Annotated in this window: 14 protein-coding genes; 8 read left to right on the top strand and 6 right to left on the bottom strand. The window is 71.1% G+C overall.

The window, feature by feature from the left end:
• The first annotated feature begins 70 nt into the window (after positions 1 to 70).
• From Actob_RS01330 to Actob_RS01310, 5 genes are all read left to right on the top strand, one after another.
• A complete protein-coding gene (locus Actob_RS01330) occupies positions 71 to 1006 on the top strand; it encodes a helix-turn-helix domain-containing protein (RefSeq protein ID WP_284918098.1) in 936 nt (311 codons plus the stop codon).
• A 113-nt stretch (positions 1007 to 1119) separates the two neighbouring features.
• Positions 1120 to 2478, top strand: coding sequence for a vanadium-dependent haloperoxidase (locus Actob_RS01325; protein ID WP_284918097.1), 1359 nt, complete (start codon positions 1120 to 1122; stop codon positions 2476 to 2478).
• Between the two features lie 200 nt (positions 2479 to 2678).
• Positions 2679 to 5102 carry an immune inhibitor A domain-containing protein gene (locus Actob_RS01320; protein ID WP_284918096.1) on the top strand — a complete coding sequence of 808 codons (2424 nt, stop codon included), beginning with the start codon at positions 2679 to 2681 and terminating at the stop codon, positions 5100 to 5102.
• A 123-nt stretch (positions 5103 to 5225) separates the two neighbouring features.
• On the top strand, positions 5226 to 5726 hold the full coding sequence (locus tag Actob_RS01315) for a hypothetical protein (protein WP_284918095.1): 501 nt from the start codon (positions 5226 to 5228) through the stop codon (positions 5724 to 5726).
• A 60-nt stretch (positions 5727 to 5786) separates the two neighbouring features.
• Complete coding sequence (locus tag Actob_RS01310; protein WP_284918094.1) at positions 5787 to 6701, top strand: alpha/beta fold hydrolase; 915 nt, start codon at positions 5787 to 5789, stop codon at positions 6699 to 6701.
• A 220-nt stretch (positions 6702 to 6921) separates the two neighbouring features.
• Here the strand turns inward: Actob_RS01310 and Actob_RS01305 are convergent, their stop codons facing one another.
• From Actob_RS01305 to Actob_RS01290, 4 genes are all read right to left on the bottom strand, one after another.
• Positions 6922 to 7287 (bottom strand): hypothetical protein, encoded by a 366-nt coding sequence (locus Actob_RS01305; RefSeq protein ID WP_284918093.1) that lies wholly within the window; start codon positions 7285 to 7287, stop codon positions 6922 to 6924.
• Positions 7284 to 11222: an SseB family protein gene (locus Actob_RS01300; RefSeq protein ID WP_284918092.1), complete on the bottom strand. Its 3939-nt coding sequence runs from the start codon at positions 11220 to 11222 to the stop codon at positions 7284 to 7286. Before Actob_RS01300 ends, Actob_RS01305 begins: the two co-directional genes overlap by 4 nt.
• A gap of 286 nt (positions 11223 to 11508) precedes the next feature.
• Positions 11509 to 11802 (bottom strand): WXG100 family type VII secretion target, encoded by a 294-nt coding sequence (locus Actob_RS01295; RefSeq protein ID WP_284918091.1) that lies wholly within the window; start codon positions 11800 to 11802, stop codon positions 11509 to 11511.
• A gap of 48 nt (positions 11803 to 11850) precedes the next feature.
• Positions 11851 to 12168 (bottom strand): WXG100 family type VII secretion target, encoded by a 318-nt coding sequence (locus Actob_RS01290; protein ID WP_284918090.1) that lies wholly within the window; start codon positions 12166 to 12168, stop codon positions 11851 to 11853.
• Between the two features lie 280 nt (positions 12169 to 12448).
• On the opposite strand from Actob_RS01290, the gene Actob_RS01285 reads away from it, so the two are divergent.
• The 3 genes from Actob_RS01285 (at position 12449) to rarD (ending at position 16455) form a co-directional block, all read left to right on the top strand.
• The gene (locus tag Actob_RS01285; RefSeq protein WP_284918089.1) at positions 12449 to 14833 is read left to right on the top strand and encodes a hypothetical protein; all 2385 of its coding nucleotides are present in this window, start codon (positions 12449 to 12451) and stop codon (positions 14831 to 14833) included.
• A gap of 93 nt (positions 14834 to 14926) precedes the next feature.
• Positions 14927 to 15304, top strand: coding sequence for a phage holin family protein (locus Actob_RS01280; RefSeq protein WP_284918088.1), 378 nt, complete (start codon positions 14927 to 14929; stop codon positions 15302 to 15304).
• A gap of 224 nt (positions 15305 to 15528) precedes the next feature.
• Positions 15529 to 16455, top strand: coding sequence for an EamA family transporter RarD (rarD, locus tag Actob_RS01275; RefSeq protein WP_284918087.1), 927 nt, complete (start codon positions 15529 to 15531; stop codon positions 16453 to 16455).
• Between the two features lie 4 nt (positions 16456 to 16459).
• On the opposite strand, the gene Actob_RS01270 is transcribed toward rarD, so the two are convergent.
• Both Actob_RS01270 and Actob_RS01265 read right to left on the bottom strand, forming a co-directional pair.
• A complete protein-coding gene (locus tag Actob_RS01270; protein ID WP_284918086.1) occupies positions 16460 to 17125 on the bottom strand; it encodes an anti-sigma factor family protein in 666 nt (221 codons plus the stop codon).
• Between the two features lie 158 nt (positions 17126 to 17283).
• On the bottom strand, positions 17284 to 18078 hold the full coding sequence (locus Actob_RS01265; RefSeq protein WP_185038834.1) for an IclR family transcriptional regulator: 795 nt from the start codon (positions 18076 to 18078) through the stop codon (positions 17284 to 17286).
• Positions 18079 to 19001 lie beyond the last annotated feature (923 nt).

The raw sequence follows: 19001 nt of genomic DNA, 5'->3' as shown, positions 1-19001 counted from the left end.
ACCTTCCGAGACCGGTGACGTAGCGAACGTCACCGGTCTCGCCCGGTTCGCGATCAATTAACAAATGTTAATGTCCGCTGGGATGATCTCGATGCTGGTGGACCTGTTGAGCGACGATGGCCGCCATCTCTACGCGGACCTGGTCGGGGCCGGTGGCCGGCCCCTCGACGAGCTACGCGAGCGGTCCGCGGCACTGCAGGAGCTGATCGTCCACGGACTCGTCTGGGAGCTGCCGGGGCCGTCCCCGCGGGTCTTCGCGGTCTCCCCGGTGGTCGCGATGCGGCGCCTGCTGAACCAGGAGCAACGGCAGGTCGCCCGCGCCCAGCGCCGGCTCGCCGAACGGTACGCCGAGCTGGAGCTGCTGGAACAGCACTATCCCACCGAGCTGGCGGAGCAGACCGCGAACATTCGGGTGCTGCCCGACGCGGAGGCCGTGATGACGGCGGCGCACGACCTGATGACCGCGGCCCGCCGGCAGTGCCACGGCGTCTACGGCTACCCTCTGGGCCTGCTGGCCCGGACCGATGTCCCAGCCTCGGTGTCCCAGCGGCGGCTGATCTCCCCCGCGCATCTGGAGGACGCCGAGTCCCGGGAGACCGTCGAGATCGCCGCGGCCGGCGGCATGGCGTTCGCGGTGCTGCCCGACCTGCCCTCGCCGATGCTGGTGACGGAGAGCGCGGCCCTGGTACGGCTGACCGGCGACGCCTCCCTGCTGATTCGCGACGAGGGGTTGCGGGACTCCCTGGACCGCCTCTTCGACCTGCTGTGGCGGCGTGCCCTGCCGGTCCCGGACGCGGCCGGCCCGCTGCCCATGGAGGCGCCCAGCGCGGCGCAGCAGCAGATCCTGCGCCTGGCCGCGGCCGGCCTCAAGGACGAGGCGATCGCCCGCAGCCTGGGCCGCAGCGTGCGCTGGGTGCGCCGGCATTTCGAACTGCTGGAGGAGATGCTCGGCGCGACGAACCGGATGACCCTCGGCATCACCGCCGCTCGCCGCGGCTGGGTGTGAGCCGCGTGCAGCTTCCGGCCAAGTGCCGCTTCGCCATGTCGCAGTGATCCAAGGTCATCGATCATCTTCCTCGGGCCGGCGGAGATCCCAGCCGGCTTCTCGGGGGAGGAACCTTGCGAAGTATCAAGATGCGATCCCTGGTGGCTTCGGCCGCCGCGGCGCTCTCCATCAGTGGCGTGGCGGCTGTCGTGTCGCCCACTCCGGCATACGCCATCGCCGTACCGCCGTGCGACTCGCACGTCGACTACTGGACCGACGTCCTGCTGACCATCTTCCGGAAGCAGACCGGTGAGGCCGGCGCACCGACCCGGCTCACCCGCGCCGCCGCGATGATGTACCTGGCCATGTACGACACCGACATCTCGCTCGGCACGCCGGGCACGCCGTACATCGCCAAGGTCGCCAAGACCGACAACGCGACGTACATCCCCACCTCGAACTTCGACGCGGCGGCGACGACGGCGCTGCACAACGCCTTCCCGTCCTTCGACCTCTCCGGATACCAGAGCACCGCGGCGAAGAGCTGCTTCAACGGCGAGCCGGGCCCGGACGGGTTCAGCAGCCAGCTCGGCCTCACCGCGGCGCAGAACGTGATCAACGCACGGGCGAACGACGGGTCGAACAACACCACCGCGTACTCCCCGCAGAGCAACGTGGCCGGTCAGTGGCGGCCCACCGAGGGCAAGGCGGCGGTCTCCCCGAACTGGGGCTCGGTCAAGCCGTTCGGCATCGGCACCAGCACGCAGTTCCGTCCGCCGCTGCCGGGCGGCTTCAGCAGCATGAGCGCCCTGCTGACCAGCAAGGCCTACGCCGACCAGGTCAACGAGGTCAAGGCCGCCGGATCGGCGACCGCGACGCCGGACCAGCGCACCGCCGACCAGACGACGGCCGCGTACTTCTGGGCCAACGACGTGGACGGCACCTACAAGCCGCCGGGCCAGCTCCTCAAGATCACGCAGGAGTACTCGAAGGCCAACCCGGGCAGCAACCGCATCAAGCTGTTCGCGCTGCTCTCGATGGCGATGGCCGACTCCGCCATCGCGGCCTGGGATGCCAAGTTCGACACCATCATCGACCTCTGGCGGCCGGACAGCGCGATCGAGGAATCGCAGAGCGACAACAACGCGCTGACGACACCGTCGCCGGCCTGGACGCCACTCTCCGCCGACGCTGCCGGCAACCACTTCTCACCGCCGTTCCCGGCGTACATCTCCGGGCACGCGACCTTCGCCGGCGCCTGGGCCGGCGTCATGAAGCGCTATTACGGTACGGACGCCGCGACCTTCACCGCGACGACCGAGGACATCCACGCGTCGGGCGTGACGCGTACGTTCACCAGCTTCAGCGCGGCCGCGCAGGAGGACGCGCTGAGCCGGCTCTGGCTGGGCGTCCACTACCGCTGGGACGCCGATTACGGCCTGTCAACCGGTGACTCCGTAGCGAATTACGTGTTCGGCAACCGACTGCGCTAACCGTCCATATTGTCCGTTACGACTGTTGTGCCGACGCCGATGTTATGGCGTCGGCATAACACGTAACACTCAACTATCGATTTTGATCTTTACTCCCGTCCATCTACTGATTTACCTACGTTCAAAAGCAGTCCCGAAACCCGGGGCCGTTTACGCCTGGTCGCTGCACCCAGCGGTCGGCCGCACAACGGAGGTATGCAGTGCGCAAGGTGGTCGCAGGACTGCTTGGCGCCGCGATGGTCACCAGCGTCGGGGTCTCCTTCCCAGCCGCTGCCCTCGCGGTCCCACCAGCGGATGCCGGGCAGTCGGCCAAGCCCGATGCCGTACTCGTCGACGATCTGCCCAACCCGCTCGAAGACAAGCGCCGGGACCTGCGCGAGCAGGCGGTCTCCGACGTCGTCAGCGGCAAGGCGTCGATCGAGAACCGGAACGGCAGCAGGGTCGTCAACATGGGCCGGGCTCCGGCTGGTCGCGGGCCGCTGGGCCGTATCGGCCAGAACCAGTACGTCGAGCTGAGCCGTGAGCGCACCGACCGGATCTTCGTGATCCTGGCCGAGTTCGGTGACAAGCGTGACCCGGCCTACCCGGACAAGGACACCAACCCGGACACCGCGGGACCGACGCGGTTCGACGGTCCGCTGCACAACCAGATCCCGAAGCCGGACCGCAAGGTCGACAACTCGACGATCTGGCAGGCCGACTACAACGCTGACCACTTCCGTCAGATGTACTTCGGCACCGGTGCCGGCACCGAGTCGCTGAAGACCTACTTCGAGACGCAGTCGTCCGGGCGCTACAGCGTCGACGGTGAGGTCACGGACTGGGTGAAGGTGCCGTACAACGAGGCGCGCTACGGCCGCTCCAACGACCCGGTGGAGGACGACGACACCACCAACCCGGCCAACGACCCGGCGGTCTGCCACGACAGCAGCTGCAACAACACCTGGGCACTGGTCCGCGACGCCGCCAACGCCTGGGTCGCCGACCAGCAGAAGGCCGGCCGCACGGACGCCCAGATCGCCGCCGACATGAAGTCGTTCGACCAGTACGACAGGTACGACTTCGACGGTGACGGCAACTTCAACGAGCCGGACGGCTACATCGACCACTTCCAGATCGTCCACGCCGGCGGCGACCAGGCCGACGGTGACCCGAGCCTGGGTGAGGACGCGATCTGGAGCCACCGGTGGTACGCGTACAACAACGACATCGGCTACACCGGCCCGTCCACCAACCGGCTCGGTGGCACCCAGATCGGCAACACCGGCATCTGGATCGGTGACTACACCATCCAACCGGAGAACGGTGGCCTCAGCGTCTTCGCGCACGAGTACACCCACGACCTCGGCCTGCCGGACGACTACAACACCGACGGCATGCACCCGGGTGACAACCCGAACGAGTTCTGGACCCTGATGGCGCAGAGCCGGCTCAACGCCAAGGGCGACCAGGCCCTCGGCACCCGGCCGGGCGACATGGGCGCCTGGAACAAGCTGCAGCTCGGCTGGCTGAACTACCAGTCGGTCGACGCCGGCCAGAAGGCGACCGTCAAGCTCGGTCCCGAGGAGTACAACACCAAGAAGAAGCAGGCCGTCGTCGTCAACCTGCCGGAGAAGCCGGTCACGTTCGACATGGGCGCGCCCTTCGCCGGGGCCAAGCAGTTCTACTCCGGCAACGCCGACAACCTGAACAACTCGATGACCCAGACGGTCGACCTGACCGGCAAGACGACGGCGGCGCTCACCCTGAAGGGCCGCTTCAACATCGAGTCCGGGTACGACTACCAGTACTTCGAGGCGTCCGCCGACGGCGGCACGACCTGGACGAAGCTGGACGGCACGGTGGCCGGCGCGGCGTTCCCCCGCGACGGCGGCAAGAACCCCGGCCTGACCGGTACGAGCGGCGGCAAGTGGCTGGACATCAACGTCCCGCTGGACGCGTACGCCGGCAAGAAGATCACCCTGCGGGCGCGTTACGTCTCGGACAGCGGCACCAACAAGGGCGGCTTCTTCGGTGACGAGCTCACCGTCACCGCGGACGGCGCCACGGTGTCGACCGAGGGTGCCGAGGGCACCAGCACCTGGACGCTGAACGGCTTCACCGTGATCGGCTCCACTGTGGTGCGCAAGTACCAGCACTACTACATCGCCGGTTACCGCAGCTACACCTCGTTCGACAAGTACCTGGCGACCGGGCCGTACAACTTCGGGTTCGCCGACAAGCCGGACTACGTGGAGCACTACAACTACCAGCCCGGCCTGCTGATCTCGTACTGGGACACCTCGCAGGCGGACAACAACACGCCGGCTCACCCCGGCCAGGGTCGTAACCTCTACATCGACGCGCACCCGAAGCCGTTCAAGGCTCCAGACGGCAACCCGTGGCGCGTGCGGGTGCAGATCTACGACGCCCCGTTCGGTCTGTTCCCGACCGACGGCATGCTGCTGCACCAGGCCGGCAAGCCTTCGCTGGTCTACCCGCAGTGGGGCAACCCGGTCTTCAACGACAAGGACAAGTACTTCTACGACGAGCTGCCCAACCACGGCGTCAAGCTGCCGGCGGTCGGCGTCAAGATCGCCGTGAAGAGCCAGATCGGCACCTCGATGACGGTGGCGGTCTCCTGATCCGACCCGCACCACAGCGGCGCCCGGGGTCCCTACGCCCCGGGCGTCGCCCTTTTCTCCCGGGAACCGATCCGCGCCGCGATTCGTCCCACCGTCGACGCTCCACACCTTGAGGATGGGCTGATGCGCAGTCACCACACGATCCGGATCGGCATCGCCGTCGCCACCGGGGCACTCGCCGCCGGATGCGGGGCCTCGTCGTCGGCCGGACCGGCCGCCTCCGCGGCACCGTCTCAGGCCGCCTCCGCCGCGTCCACGGCACCGTCGTCTCCCGAATCGGGGCCGGCGACCTCCGGCGCCTCGGCCAGGCCGTCCAGCCCGTCGGCCGGCACCAGCGGTCCGGCCGCCCTGCCGACCCTCACCCGGCCGGTCAAGCCGCCCAAGAACCCCACCGACACCGTGCCGAACACCGGCTGGGTCCTCGGAGTGGTCACCCGCGGCGGCTCCGGGCCCTGCTACGGCTTCACCGCTGACAACGGCACACAGTTCGCCCTGCACTCCACCGACGGCATCACCCTGACCACCGGAGGCCGGGTCAAGGTCAAGCTGACCACCACGATGCTGAAGATCTACTGCGGGCCGGGCCAGCTGATGGCGATGACCGCGGCCGAACCTATCGGATGATCCCGGCTGGGTTCACGAGTGCCTCGCGCCGGTCGTGACAGCGGAGCATAGGCTGGCCGCATGGACGAGTCGGTGGTAATGGCGGAGGGCCCGTGGACCCACCGTTTCGTCGGCGCCAACGGCAGCCGGTTCCACGTCGTGGAGGCCGGCACCGGCCCACTCGTCCTCTTCCTGCACGGCTTCCCCGAGTTCTGGTGGGCCTGGCACGACATCATGACCCGGGTCGCCGATGCCGGCTTCCGCGCCGCTGCCATCGACCTGCGTGGTTACGGGCTGAGCGACAAACCGCCGCGTGGCTACGACGGCTACACCATGGCCGCCGACGTCACCGGCCTGATCCGCGCGCTCGGCGAGCGGTCCGCCACGATCGTCGGTGCCGGGGCCGGCGGGATGGTCGGCTGGGCCGCCGCGGCCTTCCACCCCAAGCTGGTCAACCGCCTGGTGGTGCTCGGGGCGGCCCACCCGCTGCGGCTGCGGGCCGCGCTGTTCGCCGATCCTCGCGGTCAGTTCGCGGCTTCCGCCACCATCCTCAAATTCCAGGTTCCCCGGTACGAGCATGTGCTCACCCGCGACGACGCCGCCCTGATCGGTGAACTGATGGAGCATTGGAGCAGTCCGGAGTGGGCGGCCACACCGGAGTTCGCCGACTACTCGTACCGCTGCCGGCAGGCGATGCAGATCCCGCAGGCGTCGTTCTGTGCCCTGGAGGCCTACCGCTGGGTGGCGCGCAGCGCGCTGCGGTTGCAGGGCTACCGGTTCGTCAAGCTGATGCAGAAACCGCTGAGCATGCCCACCCTGCAGTTGCACGGTTCGCTGGACAGGGCGATCCTGCCGCGCACCGCCCAGGGCTCCGGCCGTTACGTGACCGCGCCCTACGAGTGGCGCCTGCTGCCCGGCGCCGGGCACTTCATCCACCAGGAGGCGCCGGACTTCGTCACCGGCGAGATCCTCCGCTGGCTGAAGACCCCGGCCTGACCAGATCCGCTTTCCGCTCCTGGCGGGGCGCCCGGGTCCTGACCGACGCTCCGGCCCGCCACTGAAGAGCTTCCGCTCCTGGCCGACGTTCCGGCCGCCCCCGACCAGCTTCGCGTCCTGGCTGACGCTCCGGCCCGCCCCGACCAGCTTCCCGTCCTGGCCGGTGCCTCGGCCCGCTCGACCAGCTTCCGGCCCTGAGCGACGCTGCGCTCCGGCCGGGTCAGACCCGGTGCTCGTAGCGGTCGTGGACCTCGGCGGCCGGGGCCCAGCCCTGGTAGACGCCGTAGTCGAACTCCTCCAGGCCGAGCTGCCGGGCCACCGGGGCACGGCCGCCGGTGTACTCCAGCCGCAGCCAGGTGTCCGCCTCGGCCAGCACGATGAACGGCTCACCACGCCAGGTGCACAGGGTCCGGACGTAGGCGATCTCCTCGTACTCGTCCGGCTGCAGCACCCGCACGTACCGCCCGGGCTTGACCTCGGTGAAGCCGTCGGCCGGCCGGGTCGAGTAGATCCGCACCCGATCGCCGTCCGGCACCGCGTCGTACTCCTGGCCCTGCCAGGTCACCACGTAACCGTCGCGCATCACTGCTCACCCACCCGGCGCCAGAGCGGCCCATCCGCGTCGAAGATCGCCAACATGCGCTCGTTGCCGTCCGCGTCGAGGCGCCACAGCTGGGCGCCGTGCGGGAGCCGCACACTGTCCACCTTGAACTCCGCGATCACGTCACGGCCCTCGCCCGGCGCGAACCCGTTGCCCCGGAACGGCGGCCGCTCGATCACCCAGCCGTCCATCGCGCGCAGCGCCTGCTCGTTCTGCCCACCGTAGGGGATCCGGTACAGGCTGGGCCGGAAGGCCGGCCAGCGCAGCACGAACGCCTCCTTGGCGTCCGGCTGGAACGGCGACGAGTCGTAGTAGAGCCCGAGCGCGCCGAACAGCTCGGCCGGGGTCCGCAGGTGCTCGACCTCGGACGCCCGGTGCACGAACCCGGCCACCCGGTCGTACCCCCGGTCCAGGTAGTAGTCGACCTGGTCGGCGACGATCGTCTTCTGCATCACCGTGGCGTGCTGGGCCTCGTCGCTGACCGGGTCCGGCGCCGGCACCGGAGCACCCGCCTCCTCGGCCGCCGGCGTCTCGATCGGGTCGGCGCCGAGACCTGCCTCGGTGGCCCAGTTGGCCAGCGCGATGATCTGAGGACCCGGGTATTTCGCGCCGACCGGAGTACCCGGGTTGACGGCGAACGACCAGTTCGGATCGGGCCAGTTGCGGATCAGCTCGTAGAACCGGACGCCCACCGTACGGGTCGGCTCGCCGTAGTGCTCGGAGAGCCGGTCCTTGCTGGTGAAGACGATCAGGAACTTCTCGCCACCGATCTCCTCCGGCTGGAACGCGAAGCCGGACTCGCCGGGCGCGCTCCCCGGGCGGGAGTGGTGGGCCACCGGGACCAGCACGTTCGCCAGCAGCAGCGTGGAGAGGAAGACGTCGGTGTTTCCGGCGTCCGCCGCCTCCTGCAGCTCCCGCTCGGTGTCGTTGGCCGGGACGAAGTTCCGGTGGTCCCGGTCGTCGGGCCCCGGACCGGAACCACCGCCGGTCGCCGAGCCGGCCACACCGAGCCCGGAGGTCCCAGAGGTCGGCGCGGTCGCGGCGGCCACCTTGGTGGTCGGGATGACCTGAGTGACGAACGCCTGACTCGCGTACGCCGAAGCGGGGCTGCCCTGCGGCGGCATGCCGAAGGTGGGTCCCGGGGCGGGCACCGCCGGCACGGCGTAGCCGGGTGCCGCTGGCGCATACGCCGACGGCCCGTAGCCGGACGGCGTGCTGGCCGGGGAGCCGTAGCCCGGGGCGGAGCTTCCCGCAGCGACCGGACTGCCAGCAGCGGCCGGGCTGCCAAGAGCGGCCGGGCTGCCAAGACTGGCCGGGCTGCCAGCAGCGGCCGGACTACCCGGAGCAGCCGGGCTGCCAGGAGTGGCTGGGCTTCCCGGAGCGGCCAGGCTGCCGGCGACGGCCGTGCTTTCCGAGACGGCTGCCGGGCTGGCGGGCGACATGCCGGAAACGGCCGCCGGGCTCCCCGAAGCCGGGTAAGCCGAAGCGGGGCTACCAGGCGCGGCCGCACCGGAAGTCGGCTGACCCGGGGCAGCAGCACCGGAGATCGGCTGACCCGGAGCGGCAGCACCAGAGGTCGGGTATCCCGGAGCGGCGGCACCGGAGACGGGCCGACCCGGAGCGGCAGCACCGGAAACCGGGTAGCCCGGCGCGGCAGCACCGGAGACCGGCTGACCCGGAGCAGCGGCGCCAGAAGTCGGGTACCCCGGAGCGGCAGCACCGGAGACCGGTCGACCGGGAGCAGCGGCACCGGAGACCGGGCTGCCCGGGGCCGCGGCACCGGAAACCGGGTGAGCCGGCGCAGCACCCGAGCCGGGAGCATGGGACGGGGTCGAGCCGTAGCCCGGCGTACCGGAAGGAACGGACCCGGAACCGGGCGCGCCCGGACCGGACGGACCGACCCCGGGCGCGGAAGCGCCGGAGCCGAACCCGGAGGCCGACTGGCTGTAGCCGGGCGCCGGAGCACCGGAGCCGTAGCCCTGTGCACCCCGGTCAGCGCCGGAAGCACCGGGAATGACCGGCGGCAGCAGCCCGGACCGGCCGGCCGGCGCGGGGCGGTCACCGACGTCGGCGCGCGACAGAGCCGGAGCCGGACCGGACGGGCCGAACCGGTCCACGGCCGGCGGCACCTCACGCTGCGCGAGTGCGGGATCCGGGGCCGGGGTGTGCCCACCGGTGAGCGCCTGCGCGGCGGCGGCCATCGACGACGGGCGCTCCGACGGCGGAGTCACCTGGCGGCGGGGCAGCCCGTTGCCCGGTCCGCCGGACTGACCGGCCGGAGGACCGGTCTGCGCGGCTGCCGCCTGCGGTGAGGCGGGACCCTGCGGGAAGCTCGGAGCCGCAGCAGCCGGAGCCGGGTTGGTCCGGGGATTGGTGAACCCGGAGAACGACGTGGTCTGCGCGGGCCCGGCAGTCTGCCCGGGCTGCCGCCGAGGCAGGTCGGAACCCCCGCGGGAAGGCAGTGGGCCGGCACCGGACGACAGGTCGGAGCCCCCGCGAGAAGGCAACGGACCAGCACCCGACGACAGGTCGGGGCCGCCGCGAGAAGGCAACGGGCCGGCACCCGACGGGTCGGGGCCGCCGCGGGAAGGCAGCGGGCCGGCTCCGGGACGGACCGGGCTGGGGTCCGGCGCCCGGGTGCCGCCGATCGCCGCCCAGCTCGGATCGACCTGCGCCTCGGCCGGGTCATAGGGCGTGACGTGCTCGGGAATCGGCGGAGTGTTCGCCATCGGGGTGCGCACCGGCAGCGGCGCTTTCGGGTCCTGCAGGGGTCCGCGCGGATCGTTCTCCGGCCCGAAGGGCACCGACTCCGAGTTCCAGCCCGGCGTGGCCATGCCACTGCCCGACACGCCGCGCATCGGCAGGCCCCCAGGCCCGGCGGGCGAGCCCGGGACCTCGCGGGGGCCGGCCGGGGCAGCGGGGGAACCGGGGAAGTCGCGGGGCACGGCCGCCGGCTGATAACCCGCCGGGACCGGACCGGACGGCGAGGCCGGCGGCTGAGCCGACGGGTCGGCGCCGGCCGGGGTACGCACCGGCAGCCCGGACGGTGTGGTCGATCGGGTCGGCAGGCTCGCCGGACGCACCGGCAGCCCGCTCGGCTGGCCCGGAGCCGCACCACCGGGCGGGGCCGGCGGGGTCAGTGGGGCCGCACCGAACTGCGGTGCGCCACCCGAAGTGGGCGTCCCGGCCGGGTCCGACGGGGCCGGTCCGGCGGGCTGCGGCGCGCCGCGCTGCGGCAGGCCGGCCGACGTGGTCGCGGGCTGCGGCGGCTGAGGACCACCACCGGCAACTCCGGGCACAGACGCGGGCGCGCCCGGAACACCGGGCGCGCCGATCGGTCCAGCCGGAGCACCGGGGGTGCCGGAGGAACCGGCCGGATATGCCGGATAGCCCGACGCGGCTGCCGCCGGCGCCGAAGTCTCATAGGTGGGCCCACCGGGGCCGTCACCGGCTCGCTTGGCCGCGAGCGCGGCCGCGCCGATCTCCTGGATCTTGGAGGTACCGTGCACCTCCCGGCCCGGGCCCCGGGTCGGGAGCCGCAGATCACCGCGGGCGAGCTGGGCGACGAACCAGGCCGGCAGGTATCCCTCGATCGGCAAACCGGGGTTGACCGCCAGCCACCACTCCAGGTTGGGCCAGGTGTTCGCCAGCTCGGAATACGGCACCCGCCGCGACGCGCCGGTGTAGTCCGACAGGCAGGCGTGCAGCGCCTCCTGCGAGGTGAACGCCAGCACATGGGTGCGACCACCGGTGCTCCAAGTGCCCCAGCCCAGCGGCGCGAGACCCGCCAACGCGTCGGCCGACACCGGTAACAGAAGGTCGACACCGGCGAGAATGCGGAAATAGGACTCCTGGTCGTCGGTGCGCAACGCATCGCGCATCGCGACCTCGGCGTCCGTAGCCGGTTCCCACTCGGACACGTCCACCTCTCCCCACACGCGTGCGACGGATCCATCTCAACGCGTATAAACCTACAAGGCCAGACCGCAATGACAATGGGCGGCGGTGCGCTGACAGCCGAGTTGTATCCGGCAGCGACCGGCATGCGGCCGCGCCGAGCCGGTACGCGCGCTCCGATCGCCAGGCGCAATGATCCAACAACCGATGGTAGCCGTGTCAACCACCCGGACCAGTACGCGAACGGGCGACCTCAAACCACCCGGATCGGACCAATTGCGGCGCCCGAACGGGTAATTCGGCACCGGCTCATTGGAATCGCCGGGTAGCCGCCCGCTCCGTCGCCACGTAATCGGCCGCCGACTCGTCCACCGCGACCCTGATCTGGCGCAGGATGTTCTCCAGATCCGTCGAGGCGGCCCGCCAGGTGGCCTGCCGCTGCGCATACGCCTCACGCGCCTCGCCGGCCCACGTCTCCACCAGTGGCGCGGCATCCCGTTCGAGCTGATCGAGCTGGGACCGGAGGGTGCCGAGGGCTTTGTCGATGTCGAGGCCGGCCTGGTGCAGGGCACCGAAGTTGACGAGCAGAACTCCGTCGTTCACGAAAATCCTCCGAGAGAGTCAGAGCGGCAGGGGTCGGATCGGCGGTACTCAGAGCGGCAGGGTGAACCTGCCGCCCGTGCGGGCGACACGGGTGGCAGCGTCCGCATCGGTGGCGTGGTAGCCCGCCCCGGACGCCCGGATCGACTCGGCGGTCTCGGCGAGCGCGTTGTTGAGGCTCTGCAGGTCCGCCGCATATTGCGTCTTGACCTGCTCGAACGCGGTCGCGCCGAGCCCTCGCCAGGATCCGCCGAGCTCCGACAGCTCGGACATCAGCGTGCTCAGCATCAGCTGCAACGCGCCGTTGACCTGATCGAACTTGGCGGCGGTACTCGCCATCACCGCCGATTCGGCCTGCGTCTGCGCCATCCCGAGGTCACCCCATTCCGGTGTGGACATGTCGCCGCGGTCGTCCGAGTATCGACATGTGTCATCAGGTTTACCGGCGTGACCAGGCATCGACACTCAAGAGTGACGGGCCGATCGCGCTCCGGACTTCGACGCTAGGGGATCGGCGGCAGGCGGCGAAACCCCCGATGTCGAACCTGTGGACAACTCTCGCCTGTGGACAACCGGCCCGGCAGATCCGGCTTCCGGCCTACCATGGCCGCGCACGATGATCGATGTAAGACGTGATCGGGGAGGTGGCGTGACGACGGACCTGACACCACCGCGGCGATCCGCCGACGGGCCCACGAGGCCCGCCCGACGGACCTATCAGCTGGGCCTGCACCAGGTGATCGCCACCCAGACAGCCGCCGGCCTGGTTCTGGCCGGCGTCGTCGCGGGCGGCTTCACCCTGCTCGCCGCCATCGCGTGCGCCGCCCTCACCCTGGCGCTGACCTGGCTGCGCGTCCGCGACCGCTGGGCCTTCGCCTGGATGGCCGCCGTGCTGCGGCTCAGGGCTCGCCGCCGAGCCGCCGCCCGGCTCTTCGCTGCCCACCACCCGGCCTCGACCGGGCCACCGCCGGGTGCTCCCCTCCGGACGGCCGCCACCGCTCTCGGTCTCACCGCTCCCGGCACCCGGGTGACGTCGACGGACCTTCCCGGTGGTCCGGCTGCCGTGCTGACCGATGCCCGCGGCCTCACCATGCTGCTCGACCTGGGCGACCCAGCCACCCTGCTCGCCGAGGTCAGACCGGATCTGCCCGCGCCCTGGGAGCTGCTGCCCACCGACGGTCGCGACCGGCCGCCCGGCCGTCTTCAGCTGCTGCTCACCGGAGTGCCGGCGCCCACCGCCGCGGCTGGGACCGGCCCGGTGGCCGGCTCCTACCGGATGCTCACCGAGGGGCGGGTGCTCGGGCACGCCCGGGCGGTGCTCGCCGTCCACGTCTCGCGGGCGGCCGACTGGTCCGACAGCGAGCTGCGCCGAGTCCTGACAAGTCAGGTTCGCAAACTGGCCAAGCGCCTGACGGCGCAACCCCTCGACCGGCCCGAGGCCGCCCGTCTCTTCTTCGACCTTTCGTACGCCGACCCAGCCGCCCCGATCCACGAGGAGTGGACGGCGCTCCGGACCGGCGCCCTGTCCCAGGTGACGTTCCACGGCCACGCGCCGGGCGGTGCCGGCCTCTCCGCCGAGCTGCTGGCCCGGCTGCTCCTGCTCCCGGCCACGGCGACCACCGTGACCCTCACCGCCGACGTGCCCGCCCAGGAGTCACCCACCCCGCCGAGCCCCGCCCGGCGACGACGGACCCCGCCGAAGCGCGCCCGTTCACACGCCTCCGCCCGCCGAGGCCAACCACCTCACGACCCGTTCGGGCTCATCGAGGAACCGCAGGTCGCACGCACCGGGCCACCCCATGACTCCATCGGACCGGCCGGACGACGCCACGAGCCGCCGGAACTCGACCGGCCGCCGCACAGTTCCGCGGCGGGTGACCGGCCACCGCGCGACCCCTTACCCGTCACGCTGGCCGTGCGGCTGGCCGCACCCGACCCGGCCACCCTCGACGCGGCGACAGCCGCCCTCCGCGAGCTGACCGCCCGGGGCCAGATCCGGCTCCACCGGCGGGACGGCGACCACCTGCCCGGCCTCGGCACCACGCTGCCGCTCGCTCTCGCCGGCCCCGAGCCACCGCCCGGCCGGCAGTGGACGTCGAGGGGCTCCCCGGTGACCGGAGCATTCGGGCGGCTGGCCGTGCCGACCGGCTGGTCCGGACTCGCGATCGGCCGCACCCGGCAGGGCCATCCGGTGCTGGTCCGGGTGTTCCGTCCGGTGCACACGCGGATCCTGCTGGTCGGAAGCCTCCGCAGCGCCCAGCTGACGGCGTTCCGCGCGATGGCGATCGGCGCCCGGGTGCTGGTCCGCACCCACCGCCCGCCGGACTGGACCGCCTTCGCCCGCGGCGCCTCCGTGCCCGGCGACGCCATCGGCATCGTGCCGTTCGACCATCCGGCCGCACCGCCACCCGGCTCCACACTGCATCCCGTCCTGACCGTCCTCGACCCGGCACCGCCGACCGATCCCTCATCCATCGTGGGGGCAGCGGCACCAGGGCAGACATCCGGCGCCGGACCAGCCACAGGGCCCGCACCAGGAGTGACCCCGGTGGGCTCAGCCAGGCCACACAGACCCGGCGACCCGGACCCGCCGAAGGCGCCCGAGGCCGGCACCGACAGATCCGATCTGGGGCCCAGCCGGCCGCACGACCTCGCCGGTCCGGGTCAGGACAGCGGCGGACCGCACGGCGGCGGGCCGGATGAGCAGGGTGACCAGCTGGACCACCAGGCGCAGAGGCGGTTCGAGGGCGGACCGTGGACGGCGACGCTGACCGTGCGAGAGACCATCGGGCCGGGCGACGCGGGCGCGATCAGCCGGGCGGATCTGCTGTTGGTGCAGCCGCTTCGGGAGGCCGAGGCGGAACTGATCGGCGAGGTGCTCGACCTCGGTGACACCACGCGGCTGCTGGGCCGGATGCGCCCCGGCATGCTCGGCGTGCTGAGTCCGCCGGCCGTGCGCTGGGCACTGCTGGCACCGACCCCCGTCGAGAAGGTGCTGTTCGGCGGCTTGGACCGTCCGGAAGATGAGCGATAGGACTCGATATGCCGGAATCTTCGGGCGACGGGTGGATGAAGATCGCGGAGTGTTGTACCCGTCGCTGGCACGGCCGTGGCACGATCCCCTGCCATGGGCATCATCATCCGGCTCGTGATCACGGCCATCTCGCTGTGGATCGCGACCCTGGTCATCGACGGGATCCAGCTTTCCGCGGACAGCACGACCGGTAAGGCCGGCACGCTCCTCGCGGTCGCGGCGATCTTCGGTCTGGTGAACGCGATCCTTCGGCCGATCATCAAGACGGTCGGCTGCGGGCTCTACGTCTTCACCCTCGGCCTGGTCGCGCTCCTGGTGAACGGTCTGCTGTTCTTGCTGACCAGCTGGATCGCGGGCAAGCTCGACCTGGGCTTCCACGTCGACGGCTTCGTGGCCGCGGTCCTCGGCGCACTGCTGGTCGGCATCGTCAGCTGGGTGCTGAACATGCTGGTCCCGGACGGCGACGACTGATCCCGCCACGCCACCAGCCGTGACCATCGCGGGGCGCCGGACGGCGCCCCGCGATCACGTGCGCGAACGGAAACCCGAGCGGCCGGCCCGTGCCGGACAGCGGTGTCAGCGCCGCGAGAAACCCGCGCCGACCGGAACCAGGGCAGGCCAGCGCGGCGCGATTGGCCCTGTGAGCTGGGATATACGCAAGGACCAGAGCCGCACCCCGACCTTACGGTGAGGGCATGAGCGACGAGCGGCGCGGTTATCTGTACGGCTTCACGGCGTACGTGATCTGGGGTTTCTTCCCGATCTACTTCAAGCTGCTGCAGCCGTCGCCCCCGCTGGAGATTCTGGCCCACCGAGTCATCTGGTCGGCCGCCTTCGTCGCCCTGCTGCTCACCGCGATGCGCAACTGGAGCTTCCTGGGTCGCGTGCTGCGCACCCCGCGCCTGCTCGGCGGCATCACCGCCGCGGCCGTGCTGATCGGGGTGAACTGGGCGACCTACATCTACGGGGTGAACTCCTCGCGGGTCGTCGAGACCGCGCTCGGCTACTTCATCACCCCGCTGGTCGTGGTCCTGCTCGGCGTGACAGTGCAACGCGAGCGACTGCGGATCTGGCAGTGGCTGGCGGTCGGCATCGGCGGGGTGGCGGTCGCCGTCCTCGCCGTCGACTACGGCCGGCTGCCGTACATCGCGTTGGTGCTGGCCGCCTCGTTCGGCTCCTACAGCTTGATCAAGAAGCGGATGTCGTTGCCGCCGGCCGAGGGGATGTTCGTCGAGTCGGCGGTTCTGGCGCTGCCCGCGCTCGGCTACCTGACCTGGCTCAACCTTGCCGGCGGAGCCGAGTTCGGGCACGTCTCGGCGGGGCACACCGCGCTGATGCTGTTCGCCGGCGTGGCCACCGCCGTACCGTTGCTGCTCTTCGCCGCCGCGGCGAACCGGGTCCCGCTGGTCGGCCTCGGCATCCTGCAGTACGTCGCGCCGATCCTGCAGCTCGCCTGCGGCGTGCTGATCTACCACGAGCCGATGCCGGCGGCCCGGCTGGCCGGGTTCGGCCTGGTCTGGATCGCCCTGGTCATCTTCACCGGGGACGGCATCCGCAGCGCCCGCGCGGCCGCCCGGCTCCGGGCCGGCACCGAGACCGCCCAGCGAACCGCAACCGCCTGAGAGGTCAGCGAGGCCGGTAGGTCAGCATGACCTTGCCGTCGAAGCGGACCAGATCCAGCCGGTCCAGACTCTCCACCGGGAAGTGCGTGCTGGCCTGCATCCGGAACTCCGCCCCGGGATGCGCCATCCAGGACCCCAACTGCTCACTCTGGTCATCGGGCCCGTGGGCGACCAGCCAGAACGTGTACGGCTTCGCGCTCTCCGCGTACCGGCAGACCATCTCCACCCTGGTCCCGCCCGACGTGCCGGTCAGCCGGATGTTCGCGGAGATCGGCGACTGCGCGTCCACGGCGGTCATCGCGATCGCCGGCCCGCTCGCCGCGCTCCCCGGCTCCGGCCGGTTCAACAGCCACCAGCCGGCGCCACCGCCGAGCAGCACGACCAGCACCAGCGCCGCCACGCTGCTGAGCGCGCGTACCGAAAAGGTCCGCCGTGGCGGGACCGGCTGGTAGGAGCGATTCGGGGCCGGCGCGGACAGCGACGGATCCAGCAGGCGCACGAACTCGTCGGCGTCGAGCCGGTCCAGCATGTCCGGCACCCGGGACAGATCGGCCACCGCCTCCCGGCAGAACGAGCAGGTCGCCAGGTGCTGTTCGTAGGCCGCGCGCTCCGCCGGTGACAGCGCACCGAGGACGTACGCGGCGTCGTCGTGCCCGTCCTCACAGCGCATCTGTCCGCCTCCAGCCCGGCATTCCGTCATCCGCACTCTGGTACGCGGTAACCGGCGTGGAGGTTCAAATATCCATTAAAACCGCACCTCAAGCTGTAGCGATTCAGTCACACAACAGTCCCGGGGCTGCGAAAACACAAAGTTTTGCGGCAGCCGGATCAGGCCGTGGCGGACTCGCCTCCGGACAACGCCTCCGCGACGTTCCGCGCGGCGGCGGTCAGCTTGGCGCGCACCACCCGGGCCGAGGTGAGCATCTCCGCGGCCGGCATCGAGCAGGCGAGCACCAGCCGCCGCTCCATGTCCCGGTCGGCGACCACCACCACCGCCGCCGAGGCCAGCCCCTGCCGGAACTGTCCCATCTCGATCTGCATCCCGCGCCGCTCCCCGGCCGCCAGGTCGGCCTCGAGCGCCTCGGGCGTGGTCAGCGTGGTCGGCGTGAACGCCCGCATGCCGTAGTCCCGCAGATATCTCCCCCGCTGATCGGGGGTGAGCGTGGCGAGCAGCGCCTTGCCCAGCGCGGTGGCGTGACCGCCCTCGTCGAACCCGGGCGCGATGTCGTCCAGGAACGGCGATCGGGCGCCCTCGGCGGACGCCGTGACAGCGATCCGGCCACCGACGAACCGGCCCAGGTAGTGGCTGTATCCGGTGTCGAGCGCGGCACGGCGGAGCGCGTCGCCGACAGCGGGCGGGCCGCGGAAGGCCGAGACGAGTTCGCGGTATCGGTCCGCGATCTCCAGGCCCACGATGTAGGTGCCGTCCTCGCGCCTGATCACGTAGCCCTCATAGGCCAGCGTGCGCACGAGGTGATAGGTCGTCGCGACGGTCAGCTCACAGCGCCGGGCGATTTGTTTCACCGTGAGCCCGCGCGGAGCCCGGCCGACCGACTCCAGGACACGCAGGGCACGCGACACGCTCCGGATGAGATCTGACGGCTCCGCTAGGGGGTCACGCACAGCTACCTCCGAGGCCAGGGACTTACACCATATGAAGAATCATCCGTGGACGGAATGCCAAAACCATGTGGATCACGGTCGATTTGCACAGCGGGTGTGATCAATGGGACGGCGCGTGTCCGAACGTGCCCGAATTGGCTTAGTCTGCGTCCGCCGCCATCTCCCCCGAATCAGCCCCAAAACTCCACGCCGAACAGGCAAAACGCCACACCGGCCGAGTTCGCGAGCCGGCCACGACCATTTCTGTTTCGACACCGGTCTCTCCGGCCGCCCGATTGACCCTTCGGCCATTTCCCACCCAAGGCCCAGCCCCAGCAAGACCCACGCCGGCCCTCAGACCCGCTAAACCCTCTTCCGGTACGCCCAACCCCCGCCCCAACCGCACAACCCCGTCCCGTGCCTCGACGCCAGGCCGCCCCCACCTCACGACCGCGAGGCCGCATCCGGGCCAAACCACCCCTACCGGCAGTCCGCCCAAACCCCCAACCCCGCCGGCTGGTCGTCACGGTGGTGCCCGGCCCCGGGAGACGCCCCTGAGCGCCAGCCCATCAGTCCCGTCAGTCACGGCTGGCCGTAGCGGTGCTCTCCGGCCCCACGACACCACCGTGAGCGCCAGCCGATCGTTCTCGCCGGTCACGGCTGGCCGTCACGGTGCTCTCCAGACCCGGGACACCACCCTGAGCACCAGCCGGCAGGACTCGCCGACCACGGGCTGGCCGTCACGGTGGCATCCCGACCCCGGACACCACCCTCAGCACCAGCCGATCAGTCCCGCCAGTCACGGCTGGCCGTCACGGTGCTCTCCAGACCCCGGACACCACCCTGAGCACCAGCCGGCGGGATTCGGCTGGTCGTGACGGTGGCATCCGGGCGCGGGACACCACCCTGAGCACCAGCCGGCAGGACTCGCCGGCCACGGGCTG

Source organism: Actinoplanes oblitus, from assembly GCF_030252345.1.
Classification (GTDB): domain Bacteria; phylum Actinomycetota; class Actinomycetes; order Mycobacteriales; family Micromonosporaceae; genus Actinoplanes; species Actinoplanes oblitus.
The sequence above is the reverse complement of the archived record's forward strand: the minus strand, read 5'-3'. Positions and strand labels throughout refer to the sequence as shown.